Source organism: Rhizobium sp. CCGE531, assembly GCF_003627795.1.
In the GTDB taxonomy this organism is placed as follows: Bacteria; Pseudomonadota; Alphaproteobacteria; order Rhizobiales; family Rhizobiaceae; genus Rhizobium.
Genome location: NZ_CP032684.1, coordinates 1,201,905 through 1,220,437, shown reverse-complemented (window position 1 = coordinate 1,220,437; position 18,533 = coordinate 1,201,905). Strand labels below are relative to the sequence as shown.

Here is an 18,533-nt window from a genome sequence, read left to right as displayed (position 1 = left end):
AAAAATGACATAAGTCATGCGTTTTCGGCATGGCAGTCTTCTCGCGTTGTGCATTGCAAAATCAATGTTGCGCTGCAATATAGATTGGTGTCTTGGGAGGAATCGAAAGGAACCAAGGCCATGACTGCACGTTTTCGCCCTATTCACTGCGGGTTTGATACCCTGCGCCGCGCCATCGAGCCCGTGCGCGCGATAAATGGACATCGCAACCTCGGCATCGCTGCCAATGAGCAGATGACTGCGCGGGGTACCGGCGTTTCGGCTCGCGTCAGCCGGCCGACGGCAATCTTCGCGGATTTCCGTACCTGCTGAACATAGGCGCCGATGGCGCCGCAGCGTAGCGTTTGATTATCAGGAATTACATCATGTCTTCGGGTTTGCGTTCGCTCATCGCCTTGTTCGATTCGGTTGGCCATATCGGCTCCGCAGTGCGAGCTGCCGAGGAATTTGAACGTGCGCGCAACTTCCGCAAGGGCGAATGCCGCGAGACAGGCGCCATCCGGGCGTCGGCAAGCATTCCCCTTTGAGTTTTCAAAGGTGGATTCGCGCCGCCCGTCAGCCGCTGCTTGATGGCCAAGCCGGCGACCCGGCCTTTCCTCCTCAATAGCTACACCTAAAGCGCGGCGATCTTTCAGATACGCTCCGCGCGCTTTAGGCTCTTGATTTTCCGCATGTCGTTATCGCAAAACCGCTGCACACTTTCGCGCGACATGCTTCAGCTCTGACCGGGGCGTCCCGCGACGGATCGCGCCCAAGCAAAAGCCTCGTCGATCGCAGCCAGCTTCACAGCCTGCCATCCGCAATATTGATCCAGAAAATTGCGCGACACCCACATGTGCGTCTTCTTGACTTCGTCATGCCAGCCGATGTCCCCGCGCTCGGCGGACTTGCGCAGGAGGCGCTGCAGATGGGTTCGCGATATCATGAAGTGCGCCGCCAGCGCCCGCGCGTCAACGCGACCGATGTCGATCCTGTCTCCTAGCTCCCCGGTGAGATCCAGTTTCGACATGATATGATCGACGACAAGGCCGCCGGCTTCCGTCCAAAGAAACAAGCCAATGCATTCGGGCGGCTCACGCCAGATATCCATTTCCACGCAATTGCGCGCCATGCGCGGCTGGGCGAGATCCAACAGCGTCGGCGAGGCGGCAAGCGCCGCAGCCCGCTCGCCATCATCAAGCAGATCAAGTGCGGTCAGATTGGCGAGATACCAACCGAACATCCCGGTGAAGCTCATCTCGGTCGGCACATAACGGCGCGGACGGCGGGCGGGGCCGGAAGCCAGTTCGAGGAAACGATAGGTCAGTAGCTCTTTGATGAAGCTCAAGACCGTATTGCGGCTGGCGATACGATAACGCGTGATAAGATCGCGAAGCGCGACGACAGTCAGCCCCGACCCGGGAACGACGGGGTCGTACTCGAGATGAAGCGCATAGGCCGTCTGCGTCAGAAGCCAACGCTGATGCGAGGCGAGCATGCGCGCGATCCTCGGACCATTGTCGTAACGGTTCCGCAACGCCTCGGCAAGAAAGCGCAATGACGCGACGAATTTGGGATGACGAGCAAGTTGCTCGATGGAAAAACTCAATCGGGCCTCCTTGGGGTGCCCATTTCAATCAGCGACAAAAAGAGGATGTTTCATTTTTGTGAACGAATTCACCGGAATCGATCATAATTCCGAAATTTAATAGCATGCTATAGTTATGCAACTGCTCTTATATCGCAAGAGGTTAAACAAATAATTTACTTTAAATTATCGTTTCCTCGCGCGAACAGTCTGCATTCGCTGGTAGTGGAGCCATGATGATCCATCCGAGCGCGATGGTAGCAATTGTAATGTCAGTCTGCAAATGCGGGCGAAAATTGGCGTCTGATCGATCCGATATCCATTCAGGAATTGCATTCAACCTGAAACGAAGACAGTCTGTCGGGTAAATACTTACTGTGCCATAACAAAACATATCGATGTCGTGACATGACTTTAACTTTGGTTCAGATTTCGATGTAATGATGCGACACCTCAGTCCGAGGGAGGCTTCGGACTGCACCCGCCATAGCTTAGCCTGATCAGGATAGACCATGCGAACAGACACCGGCCAGATCGTCAATCTGGCAGACTACCGCCCCACCGACTTCGTTCTGGAACGCGTGGACCTTACCTTCGATCTACATCCAACCGAAACGAAGGTCGAAGCGCGGCTGATCTTCCATCGTCGCGAAGGCACCGATCCCAAGGCGCCCCTGGTGCTCGACGGCGACGAGCTGGTGCTGTCCGGGCTGCTGCTCGACCAGAACGAACTTCCCGCCGAACAATATGACGCCACGCCGGAAAGCCTGAGCGTTCGCGATCTGCCTGAGAGCACGCCTTTCGAGCTGACGATCACGACCGTGATCAATCCGGAAGCCAACACGCAATTGATGGGCCTCTATCGCACCGGCGGCATCTATTGCACGCAGTGCGAGGCCGAAGGTTTCCGCCGCATCACCTATTTCCCGGATCGGCCTGACGTTCTCGCGCCCTTTACGGTCAACATCATCGCCGACAGGCAAGCCAATCCGCTCTTGCTGTCGAACGGCAATTTCCTCGGTGGCGCCGGCTATGGCGAAGGCAAGCATTTCGCCGCCTGGTTCGATCCGCACCCGAAGCCGAGCTATCTCTTCGCGCTCGTCGCCGGCGACCTCGGCGTCGTCGAGGATACGTTCGCGACCATGTCCGGCCGCGAAGTGGCGCTGAAGATCTATGTCGAACATGGCAAGGAGCCGCGTGCCGCCTACGCCATGGATGCGCTGAAACGCTCGATGAAGTGGGATGAGGAGCGATTCGGCCGCGAATACGATCTCGACATCTTCATGATCGTCGCGGTGTCGGACTTCAACATGGGGGCGATGGAGAACAAGGGCCTTAACGTCTTCAACGACAAATACGTGCTCGCCGATCCCGAAACGGCGACCGATGCCGATTATGCCAACATCGAAGCCATCATCGCCCACGAATATTTCCACAACTGGACAGGCAATCGCATCACCTGCCGCGACTGGTTCCAGCTCTGCCTCAAGGAAGGCCTGACTGTCTATCGCGATCACGAATTTTCCGCCGACCAGCGCTCGCGTCCCGTCAAGCGCATCGCCGAGGTCCGGCACCTGAAATCGGAACAGTTTCCTGAGGACAGCGGGCCGCTCGCCCATCCGGTTCGCCCGACAAAATACCGTGAAATCAACAATTTCTATACGACGACCGTCTATGAGAAGGGCAGCGAAGTCACGCGCATGATCGCAACCCTGCTCGGCCGCGATCTGTTCAAGACGGGTATGGATCTCTATTTCGATCGGCATGACGGTCAGGCCGTCACTATCGAAGATTTCGTCAAGTGCTTCGAGGATGTCAGCGGCCGCGATCTCACGCAGTTTTCGCTTTGGTATCATCAGGCCGGCACGCCTCTTGTCACCGCATCCGGCGCCTATGATGCCGACGGCAAGACGTTCACCTTGTCGCTCGAACAGATGGTGCCGGCGACGCCTGGCCAGACCGCCAAGAAGCCGATGCATATCCCGCTGCGCATGGGCTTGCTGGCCGAAGACGGCGCTGTCATCACGCCCGCATCCGTCACCGGAGCGGAGCTCACCGACGATGTCCTGCACCTGACGAAGCAGACGCAGACGGTGACGTTCCACGGCATTCCGTCGCGGCCGGTTCTGTCGCTCAATCGCAGCTTCTCGACGCCGGTCAACCTGCAATTCAGCCAGAGCGCCCGCGATCTCTCGCTGATCGCGCGTTACGAGACCGATCATTTCGCCCGCTGGCAGGCGCTGAGCGACCTTGGCCTGCCCAACCTTTTGCAGGCGGCGCGGGATGCGCGTCAAGGCATCGACATCACCTGCGATCCAGCCTTCACCGACGCACTGCTCGCAGCCGCGGCCGACGAAAGCCTGGAGCCGGCATTCCGTGCTCAGGCGCTCGCCCTTCCGAGCGAGGCCGATATCGCTCGCGAGCTTGGCGGCAACAACGATCCGGATGCCATTCATGTCGCGCGCCAGACGATCGTCAAGCGGGTGGCCGAGGCGGGAAAGGATGTCTTCACCGCGCTTTATGACGGCATGCAGACGTCAGGCGCCTTCACGCCTGATGCAGCAAGCGCCGGCCGCCGCGCCCTGCGCAATACAGCGCTCGCCTATCTCTCCCAGTCGGATGAAACGCCGGCGAGAGCGAAGGCAGCCTATGATGCCGCAAACAACATGACCGATCTCAGCGCCGCGCTGACCATTCTGGCGCAGCGCTTCCCGGATACGATTGAGACGGCGGCCGCGCTTGCGCATTTCCGCGACCGCTTCGCGGACAATGCGCTCGTCATCGACAAGTGGTTCGCCATTCAGGCCGCAATCCCTGGCGCGGGCGCGCTGGAGCGTATTCGGCTGCTCATGGAAACGCCGCTGTTCAAGCGCACCAATCCGAACCGCGTACGCGCTGTCCTTGGTACCTTCGTCTTCGCTAATCCGACCGGCTTCGGCCGGGCCGACGGCGCTGGATACCATTTCCTGGCCGACGAGATCCTCGAGATCGATCAGCGCAACCCGCAGCTCGCCGCCCGCGTCCTGACGTCGATGCGCTCCTGGCGCCTGCTGGAACCGGTGCGCGCCGACCACGCCCGCTCGGCGCTGATGCGGATCGAACACTCGGGCAACCTTTCGACCGACGTGCGCGACATCGTGGACCGCATCCTGAAGGAGTGATTGCGATCTCCCCTCATACCGATCTCAAAGGCTGATTTGCGTCGGCCTTTTCATCCTCAGCGAGTCCCGTATATGCGCAACTTACCGCTGCGTGTGTAAAATACGCTGAAATCGCAGATGGTTAAGAAAGTTTTACCGCACCCTCTGGACAAGCCGAATCACGAATGATTCATTAAGGCAGATTCGGGCGAGCGGCGCAGCGAATCACACGAGGGACAAGGCTAAAGCGATGGTGGACGTGCGGCGGACAACCGCGGCCGATGGACGGCTGCGTGTTAATTTCGACGGTCTGAAATCCTGGCATAGCGGCGTTACCGATCGAACCGGCGTGCGTGTGGAGACGATCTCGCGTCATTTCCCGCAGACGGAACATATTCTCAAGCGCATCATTCCGGTCCTCATCGTTTCCTTCCTGATGGTCGTTGCCGCCTCGCATTTCTTCGGCATGATAACGGAACATGGTCGGATGGCGGCGTCTGCCCGCCGCACGACTTCGCTTTCCATCGCCGCCGCATCCGCCGCCTTTTCGAACGATGCCAGCTTGTTCCAGGCCGGCGACCGCAGGGGCGCAGAGCGGAAATTGGCTTCCTATTTGCCGCAGGATCGATTGGATCCCGGGGCCTTCGTGCTGCTGGTACAGTCGAGCGGGCGGGTGTTCGGCTCATCGGCGGCCGGCTCGGGCTATATCGGCATGCTGATCTCCGACTTCTTTCCCGAAGTGTCGGCCGTCCGCAATTTCGGCGACCATGCCGGCGTGATCGAAACCATGATCGGCGGCGAGCCCTATTATGCGGCGATTTCCCTGATCGGCGACAAGGGCGATTTCATTCTGTCGGCCGCATCGATGGATCAGATCGACAAGCTCTGGCGCGACGAGCTCACGCTCAACGTCACGCTCTTTGCCGGTATCTCCTCCATCCTGCTCGTCATTCTCTATGCCTATTACACCCAGGTAAAGCGGGCCCGGGACGCGGATGAAATCTTCCTCGAATCGAACCTGCGGGTAGAGACGGCGCTTTCGCGCGGCCGCTGCGGTCTCTGGGATTTCGATTTCACCAGCCGCAAGTTCTTCTGGTCGCGCTCGATGTACGACATGCTCGGGTTGCCGGCCGCCGACAAGCCGCTCGCCTTCACGGATGCGGCACGGCTGATGCATCCGGATGACAACAGCCTGCACATGCTCGCCCGCTCCGTCACCCGCGGCAATGCCGGCCAGGTGGACCAGATCCTGCGCATCCGCCATGCCAAGGGGCATTATGTCTGGATGCGCGCCCGCGCCCAGGTGATCCGCACCAATTCCGGCCGCGTGCATATGATCGGCATCGCCATGGACGTGACCGAACAGCACCGGCTGGCGCAGCGTTATGCCGAAGCCGACCAACGGCTGGCCGATGCTATCGAATGCACCTCCGAAGCCTTCGTGCTGTGGGACAAGAACGATCGTCTCGTCATGTGCAATGCGCATTTCCAGCAGGCTTACGGCCTGCCCGACAACGTGCTCGTGCCCGGCACCGAGCGCGCCGTCGTCAATGCGGCGGCAGCTCGGCCGGTCATCGAGCGGCGCATCGTCGATCCCGTCCGTGTCAGCCATTCACAGACGACGGAGGTGCAGCTGGCCGACGAGCGCTGGCTGCAGATCAACGAACGCCGCACCCGAGACGGCGGCCTCGTCTCCGTCGGCAGTGATATCACGCAGCTGAAACGCAACCAGGAGCGCCTTCGCGAGTCCGAACGCCGGCTGATGGCGACGATCAACGATCTCTCCGCCTCGCGGCAGATCCTGGAGCGCCAGAAGGCCGAGCTTTCGACCGCCAACGCGAACTACCTTGCGGAAAAAGAGCGGGCCGAGGCGGCCAACAGGGCCAAATCGGAATTCCTCGCCAACATGTCGCATGAGCTGCGCACGCCGCTCAACGCCATCCTGGGCTTCTCGGAAATCCTGCAGGACCAGATGTTCGGTCCGCTCGGCTCCTCTCGTTACGACGAATATGCCAAGGATATCCACGACAGCGGCAAGCATCTTCTGAATGTCATCAACGACATTCTCGACATGTCCAAGATCGAAGCCGGGCATATGAAGCTCTCCTGCGAGCGGATCAATCTGGCGCCGCTCATCGAGGAATGCCTGCGTTTCACCCGCATCCCGGCCGCGCAGAAGAACATTCTCGTCGAGCAGAATATTTCCTCCGAGATCAAGCTGAATGCCGACCGGCGGGCAATGAAGCAGATCGTCCTCAACCTGCTGTCCAACGCCGTGAAATTCACCAATGACGGCGGCCGTATCGCCGTTCGCACGCGCAGGGTCGAAGATGCTGTCGTGCTTGTCATCGCCGACACGGGCATCGGCATTCCGAAATCGGCCCTGAGCAAGATCGGCCAGCCCTTCGAACAGGTGCAGAGCCAATATGCGAAGAGCAAGGGAGGCTCCGGCCTCGGGCTCGCCATTTCCAGATCCCTGACCGCGCTGCATCATGGCCGCATGCGCATCCGCTCGCGCGAAGGCATCGGCACGGTCATCGCGATCCGCATCCCGGATCAGCGCTGATCAGCTTCCAACGGTCGCCTGGAATATCTTTCGGACCGCCTTCGACAGCCGCTTCAGCTCCGCTTCCAAGGTGCGGATATCCGGGCAGTCGCCGGCGCGGCAGACCAGCTCGATCAGCCCCGAAGGCGCATTTTGCGGATCGAAGGAGCCGTCGATGCAGAGCCGGATGAGTTGCGACAATTCCGTATATAGATGCAGGGCCTCCAGGCAGACATCGAGGTCATTGCGATCCACTAGGCTGGCGCCCAGCAGTTTCAACGCTTCCGCCGTGCTGAGCCCGTTCGCGTCGATGCCGACGCCACGCTCGGGTGCAATCAAACGCAAATATTGAGCGATGAATTCGATATCGATCAGACCGCCGGGGATCAGTTTCAGGTCCCAGATATTTTCGGGCGGCTTTTCCTGATCGATCAGGCCGCGCATCTCGCGAACATCCCTGGCGATCTTGGCAGTGTCTCTCTTTGCCGAGAGAACCTCGCCGATGATGCGTTCGGCGTCGTTTACCAACGCCTCATCGCCGCCGATCAGCCGCGCCCGGGAAAGCGCCATGTGCTCCCAGGTCCAGGCCTCCGCGCGCTGATATTTCTCGAAGGAGTTGATGCGCGTGGCGACGGGTCCCTTGTTGCCGGAGGGACGCAGGCGCATGTCCACCTCATAGAGGATGCCTTCGGCCGTCGGTGCCGAGAGCGCCGCGATCAGGCGCTGGGTAATGCGCGTGAAGTAGCGGGTGGCATCGAGCGGCTTCGCACCGGTCGATTCACCGGCCGCGTCGTCGTAGTCATAAAGCAGGATAATGTCTATGTCGGACCCCGCCGTCAGCTCGAAACTGCCGAGCTTGCCCATGCCGACGATAGCGATGCGACCGCCTGGATATTCGCCATGCGCTGCGCGGATTTCCTTCATCACAGCATCCAGCGCCGCTTCGACGATCAGATCGGCGAGGTAAGTAAAGGCTCGAGCCGCCATCTGCCCGCCGATCGCGCCCGTCAGCAGGCGAATACCGATCAGGAAGCGCTGTTCGGACGCGAAAATGCGCAGGCGGTCCAGCACCTCTTCATAGTGTCTCGCAGGCGCCAGGAAACCCCTGATGCGTTCGGCCAGATAATCGCGTGTCGGCAGTTCGGCCATGAGGCCCGGGTCCAGCATGCCGTCGAAAACGTGCGGCTTGGCCGCGATGATCTCGGCAAGACGCGGCGCCGAGGACATGATGTTGACGATGAGGGAGAGCAGCGCCGGATTGGTGCCCAGCAGCGAGAAGAGCTGAATGCCCGCCGGCAGGCCGGAAATGAAGCTGTCGAAGCGCAGCAGCGCCTCATCCGCCCGCTTGCTTTCGCCGAAGACGCGCAGCAGCTCGGGCGTCAATTCCGTCAACCGCTCGCGCGCTTCTACCGATTGGGTGGCGCGATATCGGCCGTAGTGCCAGGTGCGGATCACGTTGGCGATGTCGGACGGCCTTTCGAAGCCGAGGCGGCGTAGCGTCTGCAGCGTGTCGGGATCGTCGCCCTGGCCGGTAAAAACCAGATTGCCCGTTCCGGACGACAACTTCATTTCCTGCTCGAACAGGCGCGCATAACGCCGCTCGACCGTCTTCAGCGTCGTCACCAGAGCCTCGGAGAAAGCCGTTACGTCGGCAAAGCCCATCATGAAGGCAATACGCCGGAGCTCGGCATCGGTTTCAGGCAGCAGATGCGTCTGCTCGTCGCGCACCATCTGGATGCGGTGTTCGACATCGCGCAGGAACCAATAGGCTGATGTCAGCTCATCGCGGGTTTCCGCGTCGATCCACTTCGCCTCGGTCAGCTCGGCGAGCGTTTGCTCCGTCGACCGGCAACGCAATGCCGGCATGCGGCCGCCAGCAATAAGCTGCTGCGTTTGCACGAAGAACTCGATCTCGCGAATGCCGCCGCGGCCAAGCTTGACGTTATGGCCCTTGACGGCGATCGCTCCGTGCCCCTTGTGCACATGGATCTGCCGCTTGATCGAATGAATGTCTGATATCGCGGCATAGTCCAGATATTTGCGGAAGACGAAGGGCACGAGATCGCGGATGAAAGCCTGACCGGCGGCGATATCGCCAGCAACGGCACGCGCCTTGATGAAGGCCGCGCGCTCCCAGTTCTGCCCCCTGCCCTCGTAATAGATCATCGCCGCATCGACCGGGATCGCCAGCGGCGTCGAGCCGGGATCGGGACGCAGGCGAAGATCGGTGCGGAACACATAACCATCCGCCGTGCGCTCCTGCAGGATGCGCACCAACCGCCGCATCAGCCGCGGGAAAATCTCGATAGCGTCGTCGGGATCGGGCACGATGCCCGCCGTCTCATCGAAGAAGACGACCAGATCGATGTCGGACGAATAGTTCAACTCTTCAGCGCCAAGCTTGCCCATGCCGAGCACGATCAGCCCCGATTTCTGGCTCGGCGATGCGAGATCGGGGAGCGAAATCTTGCCGGCTTGGTGCGACGACAGCAGCAGATGGTCGATCGCCGCGGAAATGGAAGCTTCGGCAAGTCTGCTCAGCCGAAGGGTCGTCGTCTTGCCGTTATAGATGCCCGCGAGATCGGCGAGCGCGATCAGAAAGGCGGCGCGGCGCTTGGCGATGCGCAGGCGGCTCATCACCTCGGATTCCGAGGGCGAAGAGCTTGCCTCCTCACCCGGCAGCCAGGCGCGGCGGGCCTCCTCGACCAGCGCCTCGATCTGAGGCGACAACGGCCTCTCGATGGCGGCAACGAGGAGCGATGGCTCGAGATTGGCGATCTCGCGCAGATGAGGAGACAAGGTCAACGCAGCGACGATGAAATCCCGCAATGCGCCCTCCTCGGCAAGCAAGGCAGCGATGGCAGGCTCCGCCCCGCCGATCTGTCTGAGATCGGCAAGTGCTGACTTCATCTCGGTCTGGTTCAAAGGCCGCAACCGCCCAGACGGAACATCCCGCAGCAAATCGCCTTGCGTCGTCATGCAGTTCTCCCCAACAGCAAGCGGATACTGCAGGATTAACCTATTGTTTCTGCATGGGGAAGATCATGGTGACCGTTAATCCCTTGGCGTCGGGACTGTTTGGATCGGTATCGGAAAGCTCCAGCCGGCCGCCATGCAGCTCCATGACCGCCTCGACCAGAGCGAGGCCAAGGCCGGTTCCGGGCTTGGAACGGCTTTCGTCCAGGCGGAAGAACCGCTTGACCACATCGGCGCGCTGATGGGCGGGAATGCCCGGTCCGTGATCGGCGACGGCGAGCGTGACCGCATCATGGGTGCGCGCCAGCCTGAAGATTATCGCCTGCTTGCCGTTGCAGCCCGAAGCATATTTGAGGGCATTGTCGATGAGGTTGAACAGCGCCTGACCGATCAGTTCGCGGTTGCCCTGCACCACGACGTCAGGCTCGATATCCGCCGTCAGCGCCAGGCCTGCTTCTTCGGCAACCGGCTCATAGAGTTCGGCCGTATCGGCGACGATGGAGGAAAGATCGACATCAGTCATTTCGGCGGCCACCGATCCCGCCTCGACGCGGGAAATCATCAAGAGCGCATTGAAGGTGCGGATCAGCTGGTCGGACTCGCCGATGATGCCCTCGAGGGCAACGCGACGGCCGTCGCTGTCGGCATTGTCGAGCGCATCGGCGGCCTTGTTGCGCAGGCGTGTCAGCGGGGTCTTGAGGTCATGCGCGATATTGTCTGAGACCTGCCGCAGCCCCTCGTTCAGTTTCTCGATGCGCCCAAGCATCGCATTCAGCGATGCCGACATGCGGTCGAACTCGTCGCCGGAGCCGCCGACCGGCAGGCGCTGGGAAAGGTCGCCGGCCATGATCTTGCGGCTGGCATCCGTCATCCGGTCGATGCGCTTCAGCGCGTTGCGGCCGATGCCGAACCAGATGACCAGCGCGCCGACGCCCATGATCGCCAGCGCCAGCATCAGCGCCTGGCGCACCAGCACGCGGAAGCGCTCCGGCTCGCCGAGATCGCGGCCGATCAGGATGCGCAGGCCGTTGTCGAGGATGAAGATATTGGCGATCGCCAGATGGCGCCGCTCCGGATCATTGGAAGCGTCCGTATAGCGCTCGTAGACGAAGGGCAGCTCCGTCCAGCCGGCCTGGCCGAGCACGCCGGGCTGCACCGAGGCGACGTTGCCGGCCAGAATGTCGCCGGAAGGACCGGCAATGACATAGAGGTTGGCGCCCGGCTGGCGGGCGCGGCGCTCCATCGTGCGCAGAAGCAGGTTCAGCCCGCCGATGTCGTAGGCGCGCTTGACTTGATTGACCTCCTGCTGAACGGCGTCGCGGATCTGCCCCGTCAGCAGCCGTTCGGACATGGCCGTGACGTAGAAGACCAGCGTCGCGGCGCAAAGTGCAAAGAGAAGGATGTAGAGGGCGGAAAGGCGGACGGCGGTGGACTTGAAGAGGACGCGGAAGCGACTCATCCCTCGTCCTTGATCATGTATCCGGCGCCACGGATCGTTTTCAGCAGCGGCTGGCTGAAATCCTTCTCGATCTTGGAGCGCAGGCGCGAAACATGGACGTCGATGACGTTCGTCTGCGGATCGAAATGATAATCCCAGACATTCTCGAGCAGCATGGTGCGGGTCACGACCTGGCCGGCATTCTTCATCAGATATTCGAGCAGGCGGAATTCGCGCGGCTGCAGCGGGATTTCCTTGCCGCCGCGACGCACCTCATGCGAGAGCCGGTCCAGCTCCAGATCGCCGACGCGATAAAGGACATCCTGCTCCGGTGTGCCCTTGCGGCGGCCGAGCACTTCGACGCGCGCCAGAAGCTCGCTGAAGGCATAGGGCTTCGGCAGGTAGTCGTCGCCGCCGGCGCGCAGGCCCGTGACGCGATCGTCGACCTGGCCGAGCGCGGAAAGGATCAGAACCGGCGTATGCACGCCCTTGCGGCGCAGTTCGCTGATGACGGAGAGCCCGTCGCGGCGAGGCAGCATGCGGTCTATGATGGCGACATCGTAAGTGTTCTCGGTGGCCATGAAGAGACCGCTCTCGCCATCGCTCGCGTGATCGGCAACGATGCCAGCCTCGCGAAACGCCTTGGTGAGATAAGCCGCCGCCTCGAGATCGTCTTCGATGATCAGAATCTTCATGTGGGCGACATTACCCGCCGAGGTCGCCTCGGCACAACCAGAATCGGAAGAATTCACGGCATGTTGGCCAGTGGTTGTCATCTTTCACCTGCCTTGGAGCCAGCCTGATTGAACGTGCTGGAGCGGTTCAGTTTTTCACGGGTTCTCTGAACCGCTCCATCGCTTTGTCGTCTCGCAATTCCGGACGGAAAACCGCGCAGCACTTTTCCTGGAATTGCTCTAAAAAAGAAGCCGCGCAGGCCGTGGCTTGCGCGGCTTCCTGAATGCATTTCACACGCCGAAGGGATCAGCCGGCGTTGATCGGCAGAGCGACGAAGCGGCTGCCGTCACCGGACTGGATCTGGAACAGGGCGCGCGTGCGACCATCCTTTTTCGCCTGCTCGATAACCTTGGCGATGTCGCCGGCGCTCGAAACCTGCTGGTTGTTGACCGAGGTGATCTTCTCGCCCTCCTTCACGCCCTTGTCGGCGGCATCGGAATCGGGGTCAACGGCGGTGATTGCAACGCCCTTGCCATCATCGGACGGGCCGACAGTGAGGCCGAGGTCTGCGAGCGCCTTTTCGGAGGATGGCTGCAGCGGCTGGCTCGGCTGCGAGTCGTCGTTGGAGGCCTGGCTCTGATCGGCCGGAAGCGTGCCGAGCTCGACGGTGACAGACTGCGACTTGCCAGCGCGCCAGATCGAAACCTCGACCTTGGAACCCGGCTGCATCGCGCCGATGCGGCGTGCGAGATCGCGCGGATCCTTGACCGGCTCGCCATTGACCGCCGTCACGACGTCGCCGTTCTTGATGCCGGCCTTCTGGCCGGGCGAGCCGTCCTGCGGGGAAACGACGAGCGCGCCGCTTGCCTCGGAAAGCCCGAGGGATTCGGCGATATCCTTGGTGACCGGCTGGATCTGCACGCCGAGCCAGCCGCGCGAGACGGTGCCGGACTTGATCAGGTCGGCCACGACATCCTTGGCGGTCGTCGCCGGAATTGCGAAGGCGATGCCAACGCTGCCGCCCGACTGCGAGAAGATAGCGGTGTTGATGCCGACCACCTGGCCGTTGAGATTGAAGGTCGGGCCGCCGGAGTTGCCCTTGTTCACCGGCGCGTCGATCTGGATGTAATCGTCATAGGGACCGGAATGAATGTCGCGGCCACGAGCCGATACGATACCCGCGGTGACGGTGCCGCCGAGGCCGAACGGATTGCCGACGGCAACGACCCAATCACCGACGCGGACCTTGGCGTCATCGGCCCAGCCGACATAGGTGAACTTCTTGCCCTTGGGATCGACCTTCAGCACCGCGAGATCGGTGCGGGAATCCTTGCCGACGAGCTTGGCATCGAGCTCGGTGCCGTCATTGAGAATGACGACGAAGGCAGCTCCGTCGGAAACGACGTGGTTGTTGGTGACGATATAACCATCTTCCGAGACGAAGAAGCCAGACCCTTGAGCGACCGGGCGCAGGTGGCCCTTGTCATCGGGATTCTTCTGCTGGTTCTGGCCATGCTGCTGGCCTCGGCCCTGCTGCTGCTGGAACTGGCGGAAGAACTTCTTCAGCGGGTGGTCATCCGGAAGATCGTCGAAGCCACGGCCGAGACCGAAGGAGTCGTCTTCATCCGCAGCCGCATTGACACGGGATTCGACGCGAACCGAGACGACGGCCGGCGACACGGCATCGACCACGTTGGCAAAGCTCGGAACCTGCGGCGCCTGGACATTGACGGCGTCGGCATAGGAACGGCTGACTTCGGCCGGAACACCCGTGGCCAGGGCAGCAACAGCGAGGCCGGCGATGACCGAGGCCTTCATAGCGGTGCTGCGGGACAGGCTGTTCTTGATATTCCTGAACATATGCAAGTTACCTTTTCTTTTCTCGTCGAATTTGCGCCGGCGAAACCGGCTTTGGCTCGTGGTGATAAATATATAGGGCGCGACACCTTACAGCGAACTGTCCGCCCCATGAAAAATTCGTAATGTAAGGAAATGGTGGCAATGAGGTGAAGGAAATGACGGCGACGTTATTTTCCCAGGATCTCGTTTAATTGCGCCTCTTCCTCGTCGCTCAGAGGCTTGCCGGTGGGTTTGCCGGCGCGGCGCCGGGCGTAGACGACCAAGGCCAATCCGCCGACAACGAAGAGCGCGATCGGCGCGCCCCAGAGTATGTACGTCTTTTCGCTCAAGCGCGGCTTGAGCAGCACGAACTCGCCATAGCGGGAAACGATGTAGTCGAGCACCTGCCGATCCGTATCGCCGTCGGCAAGGCGCTTGCGCACGAGCAGGCGCAGGTCGCGGGCAAGATCCGCGTTGGAATCATCGATGGATTGATTCTGGCAGACCATGCAGCGCAGTTCGGCCGAAATCGTACGTGCCCGCGCTTCCAGTGCCGGATCTGACAGGACCTCGTCCGGATTGACGGCGAAGGCGGGGGCGGCGGCAAAGAGCAATGCCAGCAGCATGAGCAGGCGGGCGAACATTCCTATCTTCTGCCCCGCCCTGCTCTTCTTGTGATGGAATGCCCCCTCATCCGCCCCTGCGGGGCACCTTCTTCCCGGGGGGGCGGATGAGGGGGGCTGGTTCAAACGCATCATTCGGCCGGCTCCATCGCCGGGCGAACCGGCTTCGCCTTGCGGCTGGGGGCTCCGACGCGCAGGCGGCGGTCGCTGAGCGACACGAAGCCGCCGATCGCCATGACGAGCGCACCCATCCAGATGCAGAGAATGAAGGGCTTCCACCAGATGCGCACGACCATGCCGCCATCCTTGCTGGCATCGCCGACCGACACATAAAGCTGGCTGAGCCCAAGCGTAAGAATGCCGGATTCGGTGGTGGCCGTACGGCTCGCGGTGAAGACACGTTTGGCGGAGGACATTTCCGCAAAGGCGACGCCGCTGCGGCTGACCGTGAAGCGGGCACGATCCTCGGTGAAATTGGGACCGACGCCGGGCTGCATGCCCTCGAAGCGCAGGCTGTAGCCGCCGAGTTCAGCTGTCTCGCCCGGCTTCATGCTGGTGATGTTCTCGCCCTCGAAGGTCGTCACTGCAATAATGCCAAGCACGGTGATGCCGAGGCCCGCATGCGCGAGCGCCGTACCGAAAGCGGAGCGCGGCAGCCCGCTGAGGCGCCGCCAGGCGACATTCGCAGCCGCCTTGCCGATACCGGCGCGATACCAGAGATCGGCCAAGGCGCCGAAGATCAGGAAGAAGCCGGCGGCGAGGCCAAGAACGGCGAGGACCGGCCCGCCATGCCTGATGTAAAACAGAACCAATCCGGCGATAAAGGCCAACCCTGCCACGACATAGAGCCGCTGCAATGCGCCGAGCAGATCGCCGCGCTTCCAGGCCAGCAGCGGGCCGAACGGCACGGCAATGAGGATCGGCGTCATCAGCAGCCCGAACGTCATGTTGAAGAAGGGCGGACCGACGGAAATCTTGTCGCCGGTCAGCGTTTCGAGCGCCAGCGGATAGAGCGTGCCTGTCAGCACCGTGCCGCAGGCGACCGTCAGGATCAGGTTGTTCAACACAAGCGCGCCCTCACGCGAGATCGGCGCGAACAATCCGCCGGCGGCAAGCTTCGGCGCGCGGAAGGCGAAGAGCGACAACGCGCCACCGATGAAAAAGAGGAGAATGCAGAGAATGAAGATGCCGCGCGTCGGATCGCTGGCGAAGGAGTGGACGGAAGTCAGCACGCCGGAGCGGACGAGGAAGGTGCCGAGCAATGACAGCGAGAAGGTGAGGATCGCCAGCAGCACGGTCCAGATCTTCAAAGCGTCGCGCTTTTCCATGACCAGCGCCGAATGCAGTAGCGCCGTGCCGGCAAGCCAGGGCATGAAGGAGGCATTTTCCACCGGATCCCAGAACCACCAGCCGCCCCAGCCGAGCTCGTAATAGGCCCAATAGGAGCCCATGGCGATGCCGAGCGTCAGGAAGCTCCAGGCTGCCAGCGTCCACGGACGGACCCAGCGCGCCCAGGCGGCATCGATGCGGCCTTCCAGCAGCGCAGCAACGGCAAATGAAAAACAGACGGAGAAGCCGACATAGCCGAGATAGAGCAAGGGCGGATGGATTGCGAGACCGATATCCTGCAGCACGGGATTGAGATCCTTGCCCTCCGCCGGTGCCGGATTGAGGCGGGTGAAGGGATTGGAGGTCAGCAGGATGAAGATCAGGAAGGCCGATGATATCCACGATTGCACGGCCAGCACATTGGCGCGCAGCGCATCGGGCAGATTGCGCCCGAACAGCGCGACAAGCGCGCTGAACAGCGCCAGGATCAGCAGCCAGAGCATCATCGATCCCTCGTGATTGCCCCAGACGCCGGAAATCTTGAAGATCAGCGGCATCAGCGAATGGGAATTGGCCCAGACATTGAGCACCGAGAAATCGGAGGCCACATAGGCGTAGGTCAGCACGCCGAAGGAAAAGGCGACCAGCAGGAACATGACGATCGCGCCGACCGGGGCAATATCCATCATCGAGACATCGCCGCGCCGGGCACCGACGACAGGCAGAATGGAGACGACGAGCGCGGTCGCGAGCGCCAGCACCAGGGCATAATGTCCGAGCTCGATGATCATTGCGCCGCCTCCTCACCCTTCCAGACGCCATCGGCCTTCAGCTTGTCGGCGACCTGCTTCGGCATGTAGCGCTCATCATGCTTGGCGAGCACGCTGTCGGCAACGAAAACGTCGCTGCCCGGTTCGAACTTGCCTTCGGTCACCACACCCTGCCCCTCGCGGAAGAGATCCGGCAGGATGCCATCATATTTGACCTTAATCGTATCGGTGCCATCGGTAACGGAAAACTGCACCTGCGTGCCCTGGCCGCGCACGATCGAGCCCTCGCCGACGAGGCCACCCAGGCGGATCAGCGTCCCGGCATTGACCGGTGTTTTCGCCAGATCCGCCGGCATGTAGAAATAGGCGACCGACTGACTGAAGGCGAAGAGCACGAGCAGTATGGCGGCGGCGATGAAACCCATGCCGCCGGCGATGACTGCCAGACGTTTCTGCTTGCGGGTCATTGCTGCTTCACCTCCGTCGGCAGTCCCAATTCCTTCGCCAGCGCCAGAAGCTGCTGGCCCTGCCCTCCATCGGCCGGAAACGCCGCAAGGCCGCGCTTCAGCGCATCAGCGGCGCGATCCCGGTCGTTCAATACGGCATAAGAGCGGATCAGCCGCATCCAGCCTTCGAAATTCTTCGGATCCTCCTTGAGCCTGGCATCGAGGCTATCGACCATGCCGCGGATCATCTGCTGGCGATCGCCGCCGCTGAGCGCGTTCGCCGCGGCGACGTCCTCGGCGGTCGGATTGCCGGGCGCATTGCCATTGGCGGATGCTTCAGGCTGGCCGCCATTCTTGATGATATGCGCGTCGACGGCGGCAAGCCAGGGCGCATCCGGCGGCGATTGTTTCGCCAGGGTCTCGAAGGCGGTCTTCGCTTCGGCCGCCTTGCCTTCCTGCTCCAGCGCCAGCGCCAGGTAGAAAAGCGTACGTGGATTGGCGGCATCGAGTGCTAGGGATTGCTGCAGCACGCTGCGCGCCTCCGCCGTCACGACGCCATTGGCCTTGACGACAAGAACTTCGCCCAGATCGCCGAGGCGCGCCGCATTCGGTCCCAGAAGACGGAGGACGTTGCGATAGGCAAGCTCGGCATCGCCGATACGGTTGGTCTTGAAGTAGATCGGTGCCAGGACTTCCCAGCCCTTGCCGTCATCCGGGTTCCTGGCCAGATGCTGCTCGATCTTGACGATCGAAATGGCAAGATCGTTTCCGGGCTTGTCGAGCCGCGCTTGCAGCGGCTGCGCCGGCAATCCCGGATCGCCGTTCGCGAGATAAAGACAGAGCCCGACTGCCGGAAGAATGACGATGATGAAGGCCTGGGCAAGGCGATAATTGCCGCGCGCCGGCAATTTCGTCGCCATGTTCCCGTCCTTGGCGATTGCGATGAGGCGCCGGCCGACCTCGGCGCGGGCATAGCCGGCCTCCTCCGCGGAAATCAAGCCGCCTGCCAGATCCCGATCCAGTTCGCGGAGCTGATCGCGATAGACCTCGGTCTCTCCGGAACGATAGTCATCCGCCTCCTTTGCACTTCGCAGAAGGGGATAGAGCAGCACAGCGCCGACAACAGCCGTGAGAACGGCCACGAGAATCCAGAACAGCATACACGCCCAATACTTTAACGGGGCG

The 18,533-nt window shown here is 61.6% G+C and carries 13 protein-coding genes; 4 read left to right on the top strand and 9 right to left on the bottom strand.

The window, feature by feature from the left end; genetic code table 11:
• Positions 1-120 precede the first annotated feature (120 nt).
• On the top strand, positions 121-312 hold the full coding sequence (locus CCGE531_RS06025; RefSeq protein ID WP_120663374.1) for a hypothetical protein: 192 nt from the start codon (positions 121-123) through the stop codon (positions 310-312).
• Positions 313-365: 53 nt separating this feature from the next.
• Positions 366-527 carry a hypothetical protein gene (locus tag CCGE531_RS34140; protein ID WP_162943851.1) on the top strand — a complete coding sequence of 54 codons (162 nt, stop codon included), beginning with the start codon at positions 366-368 and terminating at the stop codon, positions 525-527.
• A 188-nt stretch (positions 528-715) separates the two neighbouring features.
• Here the strand turns inward: CCGE531_RS34140 and CCGE531_RS06020 are convergent, their stop codons facing one another.
• On the bottom strand, positions 716-1,588 hold the full coding sequence (locus CCGE531_RS06020) for a hypothetical protein (protein ID WP_120663373.1): 873 nt from the start codon (positions 1,586-1,588) through the stop codon (positions 716-718).
• A 491-nt stretch (positions 1,589-2,079) separates the two neighbouring features.
• Between CCGE531_RS06020 and pepN the strand changes: the two genes are divergently transcribed.
• Together pepN and CCGE531_RS06010 are read left to right on the top strand one after the other, a co-directional pair.
• On the top strand, positions 2,080-4,728 hold the full coding sequence (gene pepN / locus CCGE531_RS06015; protein ID WP_120663372.1) for an aminopeptidase N: 2,649 nt from the start codon (positions 2,080-2,082) through the stop codon (positions 4,726-4,728).
• A gap of 229 nt (positions 4,729-4,957) precedes the next feature.
• Entirely contained in the window at positions 4,958-7,273 is a 2,316-nt protein-coding gene (locus tag CCGE531_RS06010) for a PAS domain-containing sensor histidine kinase (RefSeq protein ID WP_120663371.1), read from the top strand.
• On the opposite strand, the gene CCGE531_RS06005 is transcribed toward CCGE531_RS06010, so the two are convergent.
• The 8 genes from CCGE531_RS06005 to ccmI form a co-directional block, all read right to left on the bottom strand.
• Positions 7,274-10,231 (bottom strand): bifunctional [glutamine synthetase] adenylyltransferase/[glutamine synthetase]-adenylyl-L-tyrosine phosphorylase, encoded by a 2,958-nt coding sequence (locus CCGE531_RS06005; protein ID WP_120663370.1) that lies wholly within the window; start codon positions 10,229-10,231, stop codon positions 7,274-7,276. It lies immediately after the preceding gene.
• Between the two features lie 40 nt (positions 10,232-10,271).
• Positions 10,272-11,687 carry an ATP-binding protein gene (locus tag CCGE531_RS06000; RefSeq protein WP_120663369.1) on the bottom strand — a complete coding sequence of 472 codons (1,416 nt, stop codon included), beginning with the start codon at positions 11,685-11,687 and terminating at the stop codon, positions 10,272-10,274.
• Positions 11,684-12,361 (bottom strand): response regulator transcription factor, encoded by a 678-nt coding sequence (locus CCGE531_RS05995; RefSeq protein WP_205586492.1) that lies wholly within the window; start codon positions 12,359-12,361, stop codon positions 11,684-11,686. Before CCGE531_RS05995 ends, CCGE531_RS06000 begins: the two co-directional genes overlap by 4 nt.
• A gap of 286 nt (positions 12,362-12,647) precedes the next feature.
• Positions 12,648-14,201 carry a Do family serine endopeptidase gene (locus tag CCGE531_RS05990; protein ID WP_120663368.1) on the bottom strand — a complete coding sequence of 518 codons (1,554 nt, stop codon included), beginning with the start codon at positions 14,199-14,201 and terminating at the stop codon, positions 12,648-12,650.
• Positions 14,202-14,368: 167 nt separating this feature from the next.
• The gene (locus CCGE531_RS05985) at positions 14,369-14,824 is read right to left on the bottom strand and encodes a cytochrome c-type biogenesis protein (protein ID WP_120663367.1); all 456 of its coding nucleotides are present in this window, start codon (positions 14,822-14,824) and stop codon (positions 14,369-14,371) included.
• A gap of 110 nt (positions 14,825-14,934) precedes the next feature.
• Positions 14,935-16,923 carry a heme lyase CcmF/NrfE family subunit gene (locus CCGE531_RS05980; protein WP_120663366.1) on the bottom strand — a complete coding sequence of 663 codons (1,989 nt, stop codon included), beginning with the start codon at positions 16,921-16,923 and terminating at the stop codon, positions 14,935-14,937.
• On the bottom strand, positions 16,920-17,369 hold the full coding sequence (gene ccmE, locus CCGE531_RS05975) for a cytochrome c maturation protein CcmE (protein WP_120663365.1): 450 nt from the start codon (positions 17,367-17,369) through the stop codon (positions 16,920-16,922). Before ccmE ends, CCGE531_RS05980 begins: the two co-directional genes overlap by 4 nt.
• Positions 17,366-18,508 carry a c-type cytochrome biogenesis protein CcmI gene (gene ccmI / locus CCGE531_RS05970; protein ID WP_120663364.1) on the bottom strand — a complete coding sequence of 381 codons (1,143 nt, stop codon included), beginning with the start codon at positions 18,506-18,508 and terminating at the stop codon, positions 17,366-17,368. Before ccmI ends, ccmE begins: the two co-directional genes overlap by 4 nt.
• Positions 18,509-18,533 lie beyond the last annotated feature (25 nt).